Below are 14,847 nucleotides of genomic sequence, written 5' to 3'. Positions count from 1 at the left end.
CCCGCTAGAAAAAGCGGACGGTTCTATCGGCACGCGGTTTCAGGAACTGGCGATGCACGGCGCTGAAAGACGCGGTATCGCAACGGTGAAGCCACTCATAAGCCACCATATCCGCCGAGACCGCCTGCGCCCCCAGGGCGCAGGCTCGCTCGCGCGCCAAGACGGCCTCCTCGGCCCGACGGCTGGCCGTTGCTTCCGTCAGCCAGTAGACCGCATAGCCCTCTTCCAGCAGCCCCAGCGCCGTTTGCAGGACACAGATATGCGCCTCGGTGCCACACAGAACCACCTGCTGCCTGCCCGAGGCGCTCAGCGCTTCACGAAACGCCGTCTCTTCCATCGCTCCGAAGTGCTGCTTCTGCCAAATCGTTGGCGCTTGTCGTGCTTCCAGCAGCGCCGGCGCCGTGCCGCCCAGCTTCTCGGGCATCTGTTCGGTCAGCCATACGGGGATGCCCAGGGCATCCGCCACGCCATACAGCCAATGAGCCTCGGCAATGGCCTGGTCACCGCCGTCAATCACCGGCACCAAGCCGGCTTGAAAATCGACCATCAGCAGTAAGCTTTTATCGCGTTGCAGACGCACGCCATCACCTCGTTTTAGTGGAAACGGCCAAGCCCCACGGCGGCTCGCAGCCTGTCCATGGTCACCGCCGTTTCTTGCCGCGCTCTTTCAGCTCCTTTCTGCAAGACCGCTTCAATATGACCGGGGTCTTCCATGAGGGCGTGATAGCGCTCGCGGGGTTTTTCCAGATGAGCGTTGAGATACTCAAACACCTGGTTCTTGGCATCCCCCCAGCCAATGCCGTCGGCATACTGCTGGCGCATGGCCGCCGTTTCCTCGGTTGAGGCAAAGGCGGCGTATATCTGGAACAGCGTACAGGTATCCGGGTCTTTCGGCTCGCCGGGTTCCAGCGAGTTGGTCTTGATCTTGCGCACCAGCTTCTGCAGCTTTTTCTCGGCGACAAAGAGCGGAATGGTGTTGTTGTAGCTCTTGGACATCTTGCGTCCGTCCAGCCCACCGAGCACCTGGCTCTTTTCGTCCACCACCGCACTAGGCAGCGTGAAATAGTCGCCTTTGTACAGATGGTTGAAACGCCCCGCGATATCCCGCGCCATCTCGATATGCTGGATCTGATCGCGGCCGACCGGCACCTTGTTGGCGTTGAACATCAGAATATCCGCCGCCATCAATACCGGGTAGCCGAACAGCCCCATGGTGATGCCCTTATCCGGATCCTGGTTACCCGCCTCTTCGTTCTCGGCCACAGCGGCCTTGTAGGCGTGGGCACGGTTCATCAATCCCTTGGCGCACACGCAGGAAAGCATCCAGGTAAGCTCGGGGATCTCCGGGATATCCGACTGGCGATAGAAAATGGCGTTGTCGGTATCCAACCCCAGCGCCAGCCAGGTGGCAGCGATTTCCAGCCGCGACTGCTGCACGCGTTTGGGATCCTGACACTTGATCAACGCATGGTAGTCGGCCAGAAAGTAGAACGACTGCACGCTGGGGTCCTGGCTCGCCTCGATGGCGGGTTTGATCGCCCCGACGTAGTTGCCCAGGTGGGGCGTGCCGGTCGTGGTGATACCGGTTAGGACACGGGTCTGACTCATTGGAAATTAACCTATCACTTCAAAAGCTGGACGGATTGAACATTGGAGTCTACCACGCCGGATAATGCAAGGAGGGCGTCCTCAACCCCTTAATAGCCTTTACTAAAATGGAGCCCAGGTGCTGCTTCCCGATCCGTCAGTTGCGCTACTAGAGCTATCAATAAAACTTCCTTCACCGATAATGCGGCCAGCACCCCTTACATCCACGCTTTCTCCCCATAAAGCGCCCCTCAAACCACCACTGCCGAGAATATCAACAGAGGCAAAGGGCGCATAAATCATGGCCATCGCCTGGGAGCTTCCAGCAATTTTGACGTTTTCACCCAATGAGTAAATAGCGAACCTTGGCTTCCCGCTTTCCGTCTTCACAGATAAATTTTGCATCTGCAACGAACTTTTTAGATCCACATCACCTGTCACCAGAACTGTTAAGGAACTATCCCCTGCAAATATAAGCCCTTCATCGCCACCGCCTCCAAGGGTTAAGTCGCCATCCACAATAAGCACGGCATCCCCTGTTACTGTTAGGCTGCCGTTTGTTTGGTTAAAGTCCCTCGTTCTCATTACAGGATAATCACCCGTTATCATAGGAACTTCTGATACGTCGTAATTTTCAGCCTCTACCATGACTTGATTTTCACCGGGTTTTTTAGACTCATTAAAACCAATAAGCCCATTACCGCTTATTGTGGCATCAACTAAAGGATATTGCCCAACGCGAACATCGCCATATTCATAAGGGCCTTCTGTCAGCGCCTCTGTTTCTCTATCTAAAGAGGCATATACGTCTTCAATACTCAGAGGATCTTGCTTAACAGAGTCAAAAGAAACATTTTCCCGGAAATTTTGTGTGTCATCTTCATCCCAGTAGTTTGGCGAATCAATCACCCCAGCCGCATCAATTGAGTCTGGCACCGAAGCACCGCCTTTAATTTCCACGTCACCGCTTGTCGTTATCCCTCCACTTACTCGGGCACTTCCCGTTAATCTAACGCCCCCCTTGCCTGCCACGACCGCTCCGCTACCGAAACTATTATTACCGCCGCCTCCTTCACCAGGAGAAGAACCTCCACTGGCATTTGGGTAAAGCACATAATAATCGACAGCGATGAACTCATTCACCGAAACATCTGCATTACGTTTAACTTGCCCAACTATGAGCTCTGAGCTTTTTCCGGCATTTTGACATTCGGCAAAATAATACCCTGCCACTACATCGCTATTTCCAGCCGCCGACTCAATGGCATTGAATTTTGAAAAATTTGCAGACGCGGCGGCATTACGTTGAACTGATTCTTTCAGCGCTTCACAGCTCACATCACTGTCATTTGCTGAGTTTTTCTTGCCTCTGACAATCGCCCCGGACTCTGCCGCCATTTGTGCCAAGGTGGCAGCACGATAATTGCCCGCCAGCCGCTCATCTACCAAGGCAGTTTGCATACCTGAGAGACCAAGTGTCATGGCGCCGGCAAGCAGAGCCATGACGATCACTAATGCCGCTCCTTGTTGTTTCATATGCATTTACCTAGTTATTAGGGTTACCACGTCCGCCCGCATTTGCGTTTCCACCATTGCCATTACCGTTATTGCCGTTATTACCGTTGTTGCCGTTGTTGCCATTGTTGCCGTTGTTGCCGTTGTTGTTGCCATCATTCCCGCCATTCCCAGCATTTTCAATATCCAGCACCGCTGCGCGATGAGCGACATGGAAGATGAGCGACTCACCATTATTTTCGATAGGTAATGCCACGCGATAAAGAGCATCATTACTCTCTACGGGCTCGCCGAGATCACGTACCGGCTCTTCGCACTGGCTGGCCATAGCATCACTGGCAAGGTCTTTGCGGAAACTGACCAACGGCTGGTTGCCCTCGTCGGTATCTGCCACGGTGCAGGTGCACTGGTCTTTTTCCTGCACCTGCTCTGACTCGCATTCAAGCGTGAAGCGCCCCGGGCCGTTCTGACGGATCTCGCGGGTAACGCGCTGGGCGATAAATACCAGGTTCTCCTGCTTGCGGCTGATCTTGTCGACGTTTTGAAAGGTTTGAAAAGTAGTGAGAAACAGTTGCCCTGCCCCCAGGATGATGATGGTACCGATCACCATCGCTACCATCAGCTCTACCAGGGTAAACCCGCGCTGAGCGTGCCTCATTCCAGGTCCTCCAGGCTAGGCAAGCGAAAGCGGTAATCCAACTTGTCGTTATCACCGCTGCCCAGCACCAGGGTGACCGTGAACTGGCAACTGTTACCTCCACTCTCCCGCGTAATATCGCTTTGCGATTCAACGGCGTTGCGCAGTGGCGAATGGTCCTCATCCTGAAACCAATGGTCTTGCCAGACGGTTTGAACCGCCCCGACATCGATGGCATCACAGCCTTGTCCGGGCTCAAGCGTTGCCCAAAGACGCTCTTGAGCATCAACGGCGGCGACGCTTGCCACCGAGCGCTGGTAACCCTGGGTCGCACTTTGCAGTGCTTTTAGTTGCATGGCGGCCACGCCCACCAGACCCAGCGACAACACCAGCAGTGCAATCAGCGCTTCCACTAGACTGAAGCCACGCTGTGACATCATAAGGGCACCTTGCGCAGGCTGCCGGTTTCACGAACCCGGATCGTCACAGGGTCGATAGCGTCTCCCGAGAGCGTAATCTCGCACTGGCCATCACCGTCATCACAGTCGCTGATATCCGCATCGCCCAGGCTTTCAAACACCAACGAGAAATTGCCTTCGGGCTGGGTAATCTTGGCGGCTTGTCCTACCCGCATGACGTTCGCCTCTCCGCCGTCTTGAACACTTTCCGCCCAGTAGCACCACGGGGCGTCGTTGCACGCTTCAGGGCGGCGCGTAGCGTTGAGTTCGTCGGGCGGGGAAAATTCCACCGTGATGGGCTGACGCTGCTTGATCGCTTCGCTGCGGGCAAAGGTCAGCACCGATTGCAGCTGGTTTACATCACCGGCCAGCTGTTGGCGGGCCATGAACGTAGTGAAAGCGGGCGCCGCGAGTAGCAGCAACAATGCTGCGATAGCCAGCACGATCATCAGCTCAATGAGGGTAAAGCCGCGTTGAGGCATAGGCCTACCAGCACTCATCGGGTGCTTGCGTGCCCTTGGCATCCAGGGTCAGCGGCTCATCGCAGCCATCGTCCTGGCCGTTCCTGATCGTTGCCGTCAATGTATAACCGCCGTCTCCATCCTCACTGGCAAACCCAATGTCATAGTTTTGCTCAGGTGACTGTGTCGTTTCCAGGCAGCTCGCGGCATAGGCATAAGTGCGCGTATAGCATCGCTCCAGCTCGGACGCCGCCTGCATGAGCCCTGCATGGGCGTCGGTGCGCAGCGATTTTTGTGCATAGCGGGTATAGCTGGGGTAGGCAATGGCCGCCACGATGCCGATGATGGCCAGCACGATCATTAACTCAATAAGGGTAAAGCCGCGCTGGCCGTGACGTAACAAGGGGCGATGAGAGACGTAATGCAAGCGGCGTTGCTCCTGTATTGGTTGACTCATACCATTTCAGTATGTCGCAAACCCATACGCATTGCATTACGCAGGCTTGGATTGGCTGCCAGGTATTAGCTGCTGGCGATCACCTGCTCGCGCAGTTCACGAGGCATCGAGAAGGTGATCGTCTCTTCCCGGCCGAGCAGTTCCTGGGGCGCGGTGGCGCCCATGGTCTGCAGACGTTCGATGACCCCCTTGACCAGCACTTCCGGCGCGCTCGCCCCGGCGGTTACGCCGATACGGTTGATGCCTTTCAACCACTGGGGCTCGATCTGCTCGGCATTGTCGATCAAGTAAGCGGGCGTGCCCATACGCTCGGACAGCTCGCGCAGGCGATTCGAGTTGGAGCTGTTGGGGCTCCCCACTACCAGCAATAGATCGCTATCGGCGGCCAGTTCACGCACCGCGTCCTGACGATTCTGCGTGGCGTAGCAGATGTCATCCTTGCGCGGCCCCTGAATCTCGGGGAACTTGTCGCGCAGCGCGTCGATCACCTTGGCGGTGTCATCCATCGACAGGGTCGTTTGCGTCACAAAGGCCAACTGGCTTGGGTCTTTAACTTCCAGGTTGGCGACATCGTGCTCGTCTTCCACCAAATAAATGCGCCCACCGCTGGCCGTATCGTAACGCCCCATAGTGCCCTCGACCTCCGGGTGGCCCTGGTGGCCGATCAAGATGCACTCCTGGCCCCGCTTGGCATAGCGCAGCACTTCAAGATGCACCTTGGTGACCAGCGGGCAGGTGGCGTCAAAGACTTTCAAGCCGCGCTCTTCGGCTTCCTGCTGTACCGCACGGGAGACGCCGTGGGCGGAGAAAATCACGATCACATCGTCGGGTACTTCGTGCAGTTCCTCGACGAACACCGCGCCGCGCTCACGCAGCGTTTCCACCACGAAGCGGTTATGGACCACTTCGTGGCGCACATAGATCGGCGGCCCAAACACATCCAGCGCCCGGTTGACGATATCGATGGCACGGTCAACCCCCGCGCAAAACCCTCGCGGGTTGGCCAGTTTGATCTCGATGGGGTGTGTTTGCTGCTGTGATTGCATAAGTCGCGCCTTGATGCTGAACACCGTTGGATGAATATCGCCCCTGCAGATAGGTGGGGTCTCAGTGTGTCGTGACCGGCTTCACGTCGAGCACTTCCACCTCAAACGTCAGGGTACGCCCCGCCAGAGGATGATTAAAGTCGACCTCGATCCGGTCTCCCTCGATCGTTTTGACCACGCCCGGCAATTCCGTTCCCGCTTTATCGGCAAACGACATCACCATACCAATCTCGGGGACTTCATCACCGAAGTCGTCACGCTTCAGCGTTTGAATATTCTGCGGGTTATGCTGGCCGAAAGCATGTTCAGGGGTAATCTCGAAACTGCCTTCCTGCCCAGCCGCCATGCCCTTGATCGGGTGTTCAAAGCCGGGGGGCAGATTGCCGTCGCCATACTGAAAGGTAGCGGGCACTTTCTCTTTGGTCGAGTCGACCACCGTGCCGTCTTCCAGCTTGAGCGTGAAGTGCAAGGACACTTCCATACCGTCATCAATTAAATAATCGCTCATTGCGTTACTCGCTGTTGAGGGAGGTTAGGACCGCTGGGCTTTTTTGCGTCGCCGTTCGCCCATTACCGACTCCCAGATTAGCCCGGCAGCTCCCAGGGTAATGCCAATATCCGCCACGTTAAATGCCGGGTAGTACCAGCCCGCCGCGTGAAAGGACAGAAAGTCGACCACATAGCCGTGGACGAGCCGGTCAAAAAGGTTGCCAAGCGCCCCGCCGATGATCAGCGGCAGCGCCACGGCCAGCAGCTTTTCGTCGGCCTTGATCCGCGCGAGCCAAATGCTCAGTCCGATGCTTGCGCCAATCGCGATTATCGCAAAGAACCAGCGCTGCCAGCCGGGATGGTCGGCCAAAAAGCTGAACGCCGCTCCCGGGTTATGCAACAGCGTCAGGTTGAAAAACGGCAGTACTTCCACCGGCTGGGCGTAGCTCAACTGGCTGCTGGCCAGGTACTTGGTGGCCAGGTCCAGCACGACCACCGCTGCCGCCAGCCACAGCCAGCGCAGCGGCCGGTGCATCGGCGGCCGCTGCGAAGGGGTATCAGGCGTATGGGTCGCGTTAGGCATAGTAACGAATCTCGCCGCTGCCTTCGGGGAGGTTGCTGATACAGCGGCCGCATAGATCGGGATATGCCTCATGGGTGCCTACGTCCGGGCGGTGATGCCAGCAGCGCTCGCACTTGGTGTGCTCGCTTTGCGCCACCGCGACCTTCAGGCTTTCAAGCTCGGTGGCTTCAGCATTCTCGGCCTCAGCCAGCGGTTTAAGCGTTACCTCGCTGGTCAGCATTACAAAGCGCAGCTCGTCGCCCAGCTTGGTCAGCGTCGCGTTGAGCGCGTCGCTCACGTAAAGCGTCACCTCGGCGGCCAGGCTTCCCTTGATCACCTTGGCATTACGGGCATCTTCCAGGCACTTGTTGACCGCGTGCTTGACTTCCAGCACCTGCTCCCAGAAATCACGCCCCATCGCGGCGTTATCATCCAGCGTTTCAAGGCCGGTGTAATAGGTTTCCAGCAGGACGCTGTCGCCACGCTCACCGGGAATGTGCTCAAAAATCTCTTCGGCAGTGAACGACAGGATCGGGGCGACCCAGCGACTCAGCGCCTCGACCACGTGGTAAAGCGCGGTTTGCGCGCTGCGCCGGGCCAGCGAATCCGCCTGGGTGGTGTACTGGCGATCCTTGATCACATCCAGATAGAAGCCACCCAGCTCACGGGCGCAGAAGCCATGCACCTGCTGGTAGACATCCAGGAAACGGTACTCGTCGTAGGCGGTGTCGATACGCCCCTGCAATTGCGCGGCACGGTCGACCACCCACCGGTCCAGCGCCAGCATGTCGCCAAACGCCACCTTATCCGTCGCCGGGTCAAAGCCGTTGAGGTTGGAAAGCAGGAAGCGTGCGGTGTTGCGAATACGCCGGTAGACGTCCGCGGTGCGCTTGAGGATCTCGTCCGAGACCGCCATTTCGCCGGAGTAATCGGTCGAGGCGACCCACAGGCGCAGAATGTCAGCGCCGAGCTTGTCCATGACCGTTTGCGGGACGACCACGTTACCGATGGACTTGGACATCTTGCGGCCCTGGGCATCCACGGTGAAGCCGTGGGTCAGCAGCTGGCGGTACGGCGCGTGGCCGTCGATGGCCGAGCCGGTCAGCAGCGACGAGTGAAACCAGCCTCGGTGCTGGTCGGAGCCTTCCAGATAGAGGTCCGCACGCGGGCCGCTTTCATGGCCATGCGGGTGCGAGCCGCGCAGCACATGGCGGTGGGTGGTGCCGGAGTCGAACCATACGTCCAGGGTGTCGGTCACCTTGTCGTAATCGGCGGCTTCGGCACCCAGCAGTTCCGCCGGGTCGAGCTTGAACCAGGCGTCGATACCTTCCTTCTCGACGCGCTTGGCGGCTTCTTCCATCAGTTCAACGGTGCGCGGGTGCAGCTCGCCGGTCTGCTTGTGCAGGAAGAACGGAATCGGCACGCCCCAGTTGCGCTGGCGGGAAATACACCAGTCCGGGCGGTTGGCGATCATGCTGTGCAGGCGCGCCTGCCCCCAGGCAGGGGTAAACCTGGTCGCCTCAATGCCTTCCAGGGCGCGCTCGCGCAGGGTTTTGCCGTCCTTGCCCTGGATATCCATGCCCACAAACCACTGGGCGGTGGCACGGTAGATCACCGGCGTTTTATGCCGCCAGCAGTGCATGTAGCTGTGGGTGATCGGCGTGTGGGCCATCAGCGCGTTCACCTCGCGCAACTTTTCGACGATATGCGGATTGGCCTTCCAGATCATCTGGCCGCCGAAGAACGGCAGGTCGTCCGCATAAACGCCGTTGCCCTGCACCGGGTTGAGCATGTCGTCAAATTCCATACCGTGCTCGCGGCAGGTAATGAAGTCATCCATGCCGTAGGACGGTGCGGAGTGGACAATACCCGTGCTGCCGACTTCGGCCTCGACGTAATCGGCAAGGTACACCGGCGACAGGCGGTCATAGAAAGGGTGACGGAAATTGATCAGATCCAGCGCCGCGCCTTTGGCAGTGGCAATTACCTCACCGCTCAGTGCATAGCGTTCCAGGCAGCTTTCGACCAGGTCTTCCACCAGCAGCAGCAGACGCTCGCCGGTATCGACCAGCGCGTAGGTGAACTCGGGGTGGACGTTCAACGCCTGGTTGGCGGGGATGGTCCAGGGGGTCGTCGTCCAGATCACCACGGCAGTGGGCTTGGGCAGCGTGTCTAAACCGAATGCGGCCGCCAGCTTGTCGGCGTCTTCAACGGGGAAGGCAACGTCGATAGCGTCGGACTTCTTGTCGGCATACTCGACTTCCGCCTCGGCCAGCGCCGAGCCGCAGTCGAAGCACCAGTTCACCGGCTTCAGGCCCTTGAACACATAGCCCGCCTCGACCATATCGGCCAGCGCACGAATCTCGCCCGCTTCGTTGGCGAAATCCATCGAGCGATAGGGGTGATCCCAGTCGCCCACCACGCCCAGCCGTACGAAATCGGTCAGTTGGGTTTCAATTTGCGCAGCGGCGTACTCGCGGCAAAGCTCACGAGCAGTATCCGGAGCCAGGTGCTTGCCGTGGGTGGTTTCCACCTTGTGCTCGATGGGCAGGCCATGGCAGTCCCAACCCGGTACATAGGGCGCGTCAAAGCCTGCCAGGTTCTTCGACTTGACGATAATATCTTTAAGGATCTTGTTGACGGCATGACCGATATGAATGCTGCCGTTGGCATAGGGAGGGCCATCGTGGAGCACGAACAGCGGCGCCCCAGCACGGGCTTCGCGCAGGCGCTGGTAGAGGTTCATGTCCTGCCATGTGGACACCCGCCCCGGCTCCTGCTTGGGCAGCATACCGCGCATGGGAAAGTCGGTTTCTGGCAAGTTTAGCGTGTGCTTATAATCCATAGTCCGGTCAGCCGTCGTTATCTTCGGCGGAATCGCCCGCCAAGGAGGAATCAGAAGATGCGGTCTCTCGCCCGAGCGGGGCCGAGGCCAGCGGGAATGTTGCGTTGTTGCCAGCAGCGGCGGCCGCAAAGTAGCGCCGCGCCTGACGCTGATCGCGCCCAATCTGCGCTTTCAACGCCTCGATATCGTCAAACTTGACCTCGCCCCGCAGCCGCGCGCAAGGCACCACCGTCATGCGCTGGCCATAGAGATCACCTGAGAAGTCGAACAGGTGAACCTCCAGGGTCGGCCGCGTGGCGCCCACCGTGGGCCGAAAGCCAACGTTGGCCACGCCCAAATGACGCTGGCCGTTTTCCAGTTCGCCAATAACGGCGTATACACCGCGCAGCGTAAGCGGCTGGGGCAGCATGGGCAGATTGGCAGTGGGCACACCAATAGTGCGGCCCAACTGCTGGTCGCGCACCACCCGGCCATCCACCGAATAGGGCCGCCCCAGCAGGCGGGCGGCGGCGGTGAAGTTGCCGCTGGCCAGCAGTGTACGTACCCGCGAGCTGGAAACGCGTTCATCGTCTACCGTAAAGGTGCGGGTATGCTCAACGCCAAAGCCCTGTTCGCGGCCCACGGCTTCCAGCAGGGTGAAGTCACCGCGGCGGTCGCAGCCGAAGCGAAAGTCGTCGCCGACCACCAGGTGCTTTACATTCAGCCCGTCAACCAGTACCTGATCGATAAACTCACGGCCGGTGAGGCTGCGTAGCGCATCGTTAAACGGCAGGCACAGCACCTGTTCGGCACCGTGCTGCCCCAGCAGGCGGACCTTTTCACGCAGCCTTGTCAGGCGGGGAGGTGCCTGGTCACCGGCAAAAAACTCCCGCGGCTGGGGCTCAAACACCACCACGGTCAGCGGCCCGCCCAAGCGCGCGGCGTGCTCGCGGCACTGCTGCAAGATCGCCTGATGGCCGCGGTGCACGCCATCGAAATTGCCGATGGTTGCCACGCAGCCCCGCGATGACGCCGTTAAATTGTGCAAACCTCGAATGACCCGCATGGCACCTCAGCCGTTGCTAGCCCGCTCACCCGCTCAAGAAGCAGGCAGCAAAGCCACCGATTATAACGAACCTGGCCGCCGTCGTGCAGCGTCAGGCGCGCATTTTCAAATGCCGCACCCGCAACCCCAGCGCACCCAGCCAGGCAAAATACAGCCCTGCGCCCAGCACCACCAGCCCCGACACCCAGGCGACTCGCTGCCACAGGCCCATGGCAAGCCAGGTTGTCCACTCGGGGGCGATGGCGTACAGCGCAATGCTCATCAACGCACAGCCGCCTAAAAGCTGCACCGCAAAGCGCCCCCAGCCCGGCTGAAACACCAGCACGCCTTCCTTACGCAGCAGGTAACCGAGCAGCCCGGCATTCAAAAACGCCGACAGCGCCGTGGCCAACGCCAGACCGGCGTGGGCCAGCGACCAAACCAGCATCAGGTTGAAGACCATATTGGCGACCATGGCAAAGATGGCCACCTTCACCGGGGTCTTGGTGTTCTGGCGGGCAAAAAAGCCCGGTGCGAGCACTTTGATCAGCATAAAGGCCACCAGCCCGACGGCGTAGGCGCGCAGGCTCATCGCCGCCATCTGGATATCGGTATCGGTCATCGCGCCGTAATGGAACAGCGTGATCAATAGCGGCTCCGCCAATACCACCAGCGCCAGCGCGGCGGGCAGCCCCAGCAGCAGCACCATGCGGATTGCCCAGTCGAGCATGGCGGCAAAGTGCGCGTTTGACTGGTCAGCGTGGCGCTTGGAAAGCGCGGGCAAGATCACCGTACCAATCGCCACGCCAAAAACGCCCAGCGGCAGCTCCACCAGCCTATCGGAATAATACAGCCACGACACACTGCCTGCCGCCAACAGCGAGGCCAGCACGGTATCCAGCAGCAGGTTGATCTGCGAGACCGAGACGCCGAACAGCGCTGGCCCCATGAGCTTCAATATTCGCCGGACGCCTTCATGAGCCAGGTTGGGCCACGGGATGGGCATCAACCCCAGGCGCAGCAAAAACGGCACCTGGAACACCAGTTGCGCCACCCCGGCAATCAGCACGCCCCAGGCCAGCGCCATCGCGGGCTCTGTCATCAGCGGGGTGAGCAACAAGGCCGCCCCGATCAGCGACAGGTTCAGCAGCACTGGAGTAAACGCCGGGACCGCAAAGCGGTTCCAGGTGTTCAGAACGCTACCGGCAAAGGCGGTGAGCGAAATCAGCAGCAAATACGGGAAGGTTAAGCGCAGCATGTCCGCGGTCATGGCGAGCTTTTCCGGGTCGCGCCCAAACCCTGGTGCAAACAGCCAGATCAACCAGGGCGCCCCCAGCATGGCAAGCGCGGTAATCAGCGCCAGAATCGCCGTCAAACTGCCCGCCACGGCATTGAGCAGCTCGCGAATTTCCTGCTTGTCGCGCTGGGTCGAGTACTCGGAAAGCACCGGCACAAAGGCCTGGTTGAACGCCCCTTCGGCAAACAGACGGCGCAGAAAATTGGGGATCTTGAAGGCTACGAAAAACGCATCGGCCCCGTCGCCCGCGCCCAGCAGCGCCGCCACCACCACATCGCGCACCAGCCCCATGACCCGCGACAGCATGGTCATGGCACTGACTATCAACCCCGAGCGCATCAATCCACGCCCCAGAGGCTGCTCCTGGCCTTGCTGCTGCGAATTCGCGGTCATCGCCTTCGCTATCCTTCCCTTGGCAATCCTCAGACACAAAAAAACCGGCCGCAGCCGGTTTTTTAAGGCGCCTGCCGGCTTACGCCGCCAGTGCTTTAATGCGCTTGTTCAAGCGGCTTTTCAGACGTGCGGCTTTCTTCTTGGAAAGGACGTCTTTATCAGCGATGCGGTCGATGACCGGCTGCGCCACCTTGAACTCTTCCATCGCCTTGCCATGGTCGCCTGTCTTAACCGCTTTGAGTACGCGCTTAATATAGGTACGGACCATGCTGCGTTGGCTGGCTTTCAGGACACGACGGTTCTCGGCCTGGCGGGCGCGCTTGCGAGCTTGCTTGCTGTTCGCCACTGGTATCTCCTTGGAGAATAAGGTTGCCGCTAAAGGGCAACGGATTAACTATGTGTTCGTCGCGAGCCGACACGGCCAATGCGACGCTTCCGTAACAACCAATTGTTTTGGCGGCTAATTTTGTGCAATAGGCCGACCAAAATAGTGTAGCGAGCAGTTCAATTCAGCTGCCCGCTCACGGGTCTTGTCTGAGAGGATGGCATAGTCTATCACGCAGAATGCGGGCTTGCTAGCAGTAGTCACTAGACACGATGGCGAGAGCCCTACGGCGCGGCCTGTCCCATGGGCGCCAAAATCTTGCGCAGAAAGTGACGCGTCCGTTCATCCCTTGGTGCGGTAAAAAGCTCCTCGGGCGGGGCCTGCTCGACGATGCCGCCTTCGTCCATGAAAACAACCCGGTCGGCCACCTCCCGGGCGAACTGCATTTCATGGGTGACCACGATCATCGTCTGGCGCTCAACCGCCAGCTGCTTCATCAGACTCAAAACTTCCTCTACCCACTGAGGATCTAGCGACGACGTGGGTTCATCGAACAGGATCACGTCAGCGTTAGCCGCCATGGCTCGGCCAATGCCCACACGTTGCTGCTGGCCGCCTGACAGCGACGCGGGGTAAGCATCCGCCTTGTCGGCCAGGCCGATGCGCTCCAGTATTTCTCTGGCCCGCGCGTGCGCCTTGGCTTTCGGCAGCTTGTCCACCACGATCATCCCCTCACTGATATTATCCAGCGCGGTCTTATTGGCGAACAGGCCATAGTTCTGAAACACAAACGCCGTGCGCCGACGCAGCGCCAGAATATCGGACCGGCTGGCTCGCTGGGTATCAACCTTTAAATCGCCCACCTGCAAATGCCCGGCATCCGGTTTTTCCAGGAAGTTAATACAGCGCAGCAACGTTGACTTGCCCGTTCCGGAAGGGCCGATAATCACGATAATCTCGCCCTGGGCGAGACTCAGGTCAATATTCTGGAACACGGTATGCGTTCCAAAGCGCTTGGTAATCCCTTGCAGCGAAATCATCGTTGGTAGGCCTTATTCAGGTAGCTTTCTAACCGACGTTGCCCCCAGGACAGCATTTCCACAATGACCCAGTAGATCACCGCGACCAGTAAAAACGCCTCTAAATAGAGAAAGCTGCCCGACGCTTCTTTTTGCGTGGCGCCCATCAATTCCGTCACCCCAAGCGTAAAGGCCAGCGAGGTCGCCTTGATCATGTCGATGAAGTAATTCATCAACGTCGGCGTTGCCACGCGAGTTGCCTGGGGCAGAATAATGCGGCGCATTAGCTGTGACTGGGTCATGCCGATGGAAAGCGCGGCTTCGGTCTGGCTGCGGTCAATGCCCACAATCGCCGCGCGAATCGACTCGGCCATATAGGCCGAGAAGTGCAGTGTCAGTCCTAACACGGCGGCAGTCACGCCGGTAATCGCGATCAACGAACTAAACAGCTGCGGCAAGCCATAGTAGAAAAGAAACAGCTGAACCAGCAGCGGTGTACCGCGGAAAAACGAGATAAACAGCAGCGAAAGCCCGTTTAAAAACGGCACTTTCGACACGCGAATCACCGCCAGCAGACACGCCAACACTAAGGCAAACAGCATGGCAATCGTGGCCATTTGAAGCGTGAGCGGCAGATAGCGCAGCAGAACCGGCAACAGGCCCCACATATACTCAAGGTCAAGCATAGCAATATCGCTTATAAGCAAACGGCCGTGGCAATGCCACGGCCGC

General features: G+C 58.9%; 16 protein-coding genes. All 16 read right to left on the bottom strand.

Annotated features, from left to right (window positions below; translation table 11 throughout):
• Positions 1-4 precede the first annotated feature (4 nt).
• The 16 genes from ADS46_RS04220 to ADS46_RS04145 all read right to left on the bottom strand — a co-directional run bounded on the left by ADS46_RS04220 (position 5) and on the right by ADS46_RS04145 (position 14,801).
• Positions 5-580 (bottom strand): isochorismatase family protein, encoded by a 576-nt coding sequence (locus ADS46_RS04220; RefSeq protein ID WP_066316692.1) that lies wholly within the window; start codon positions 578-580, stop codon positions 5-7.
• 14 nt (positions 581-594) lie between these two features.
• On the bottom strand, positions 595-1,608 hold the full coding sequence (locus tag ADS46_RS04215; protein ID WP_066316691.1) for a tryptophan--tRNA ligase: 1,014 nt from the start codon (positions 1,606-1,608) through the stop codon (positions 595-597).
• 102 nt (positions 1,609-1,710) lie between these two features.
• Positions 1,711-3,123: a pilus assembly PilX family protein gene (locus ADS46_RS04210; protein ID WP_199825189.1), complete on the bottom strand. Its 1,413-nt coding sequence runs from the start codon at positions 3,121-3,123 to the stop codon at positions 1,711-1,713.
• 10 nt (positions 3,124-3,133) lie between these two features.
• On the bottom strand, positions 3,134-3,760 hold the full coding sequence (locus ADS46_RS04205) for a PilW family protein (RefSeq protein WP_066316688.1): 627 nt from the start codon (positions 3,758-3,760) through the stop codon (positions 3,134-3,136).
• The gene (gene pilV / locus ADS46_RS04200) at positions 3,757-4,179 is read right to left on the bottom strand and encodes a type IV pilus modification protein PilV (RefSeq protein ID WP_066316685.1); all 423 of its coding nucleotides are present in this window, start codon (positions 4,177-4,179) and stop codon (positions 3,757-3,759) included. Before pilV ends, ADS46_RS04205 begins: the two co-directional genes overlap by 4 nt.
• A complete protein-coding gene (locus ADS46_RS04195) occupies positions 4,176-4,679 on the bottom strand; it encodes a GspH/FimT family pseudopilin (RefSeq protein WP_234346762.1) in 504 nt (167 codons plus the stop codon). Before ADS46_RS04195 ends, pilV begins: the two co-directional genes overlap by 4 nt.
• A gap of 4 nt (positions 4,680-4,683) precedes the next feature.
• Entirely contained in the window at positions 4,684-5,115 is a 432-nt protein-coding gene (locus ADS46_RS19125) for a type IV pilin protein (RefSeq protein WP_082925977.1), read from the bottom strand.
• Positions 5,116-5,180: 65 nt separating this feature from the next.
• On the bottom strand, positions 5,181-6,161 hold the full coding sequence (gene ispH / locus ADS46_RS04185; protein ID WP_066316681.1) for a 4-hydroxy-3-methylbut-2-enyl diphosphate reductase: 981 nt from the start codon (positions 6,159-6,161) through the stop codon (positions 5,181-5,183).
• A gap of 61 nt (positions 6,162-6,222) precedes the next feature.
• Entirely contained in the window at positions 6,223-6,669 is a 447-nt protein-coding gene (fkpB, locus tag ADS46_RS04180) for an FKBP-type peptidyl-prolyl cis-trans isomerase (protein ID WP_066316678.1), read from the bottom strand.
• Between the two features lie 24 nt (positions 6,670-6,693).
• Complete coding sequence (gene lspA / locus ADS46_RS04175) at positions 6,694-7,233, bottom strand: signal peptidase II (RefSeq protein ID WP_066316673.1); 540 nt, start codon at positions 7,231-7,233, stop codon at positions 6,694-6,696.
• Positions 7,226-10,057, bottom strand: coding sequence for an isoleucine--tRNA ligase (gene ileS, locus ADS46_RS04170; protein ID WP_066316670.1), 2,832 nt, complete (start codon positions 10,055-10,057; stop codon positions 7,226-7,228). Before ileS ends, lspA begins: the two co-directional genes overlap by 8 nt.
• A gap of 7 nt (positions 10,058-10,064) precedes the next feature.
• A complete protein-coding gene (gene ribF, locus ADS46_RS04165; protein ID WP_066316668.1) occupies positions 10,065-11,102 on the bottom strand; it encodes a bifunctional riboflavin kinase/FAD synthetase in 1,038 nt (345 codons plus the stop codon).
• A gap of 91 nt (positions 11,103-11,193) precedes the next feature.
• A complete protein-coding gene (gene murJ / locus ADS46_RS04160; RefSeq protein WP_066316666.1) occupies positions 11,194-12,771 on the bottom strand; it encodes a murein biosynthesis integral membrane protein MurJ in 1,578 nt (525 codons plus the stop codon).
• A 79-nt stretch (positions 12,772-12,850) separates the two neighbouring features.
• A complete protein-coding gene (rpsT, locus tag ADS46_RS04155; RefSeq protein WP_066316664.1) occupies positions 12,851-13,117 on the bottom strand; it encodes a 30S ribosomal protein S20 in 267 nt (88 codons plus the stop codon).
• Positions 13,118-13,380: 263 nt separating this feature from the next.
• The gene (locus ADS46_RS04150; RefSeq protein ID WP_066316662.1) at positions 13,381-14,136 is read right to left on the bottom strand and encodes an amino acid ABC transporter ATP-binding protein; all 756 of its coding nucleotides are present in this window, start codon (positions 14,134-14,136) and stop codon (positions 13,381-13,383) included.
• Positions 14,133-14,801 carry an amino acid ABC transporter permease gene (locus ADS46_RS04145; RefSeq protein ID WP_066316658.1) on the bottom strand — a complete coding sequence of 223 codons (669 nt, stop codon included), beginning with the start codon at positions 14,799-14,801 and terminating at the stop codon, positions 14,133-14,135. Before ADS46_RS04145 ends, ADS46_RS04150 begins: the two co-directional genes overlap by 4 nt.
• Between the last annotated feature and the right edge of the window lie 46 nt (positions 14,802-14,847).

The sequence above is a fragment of the Halomonas sp. G11 genome, assembly GCF_001663515.1.
Classification (GTDB): domain Bacteria; phylum Pseudomonadota; class Gammaproteobacteria; order Pseudomonadales; family Halomonadaceae; genus Vreelandella.
Note: the sequence above shows the minus strand (reverse complement) of the source record. Positions and strands in the feature narration are given on the sequence as shown.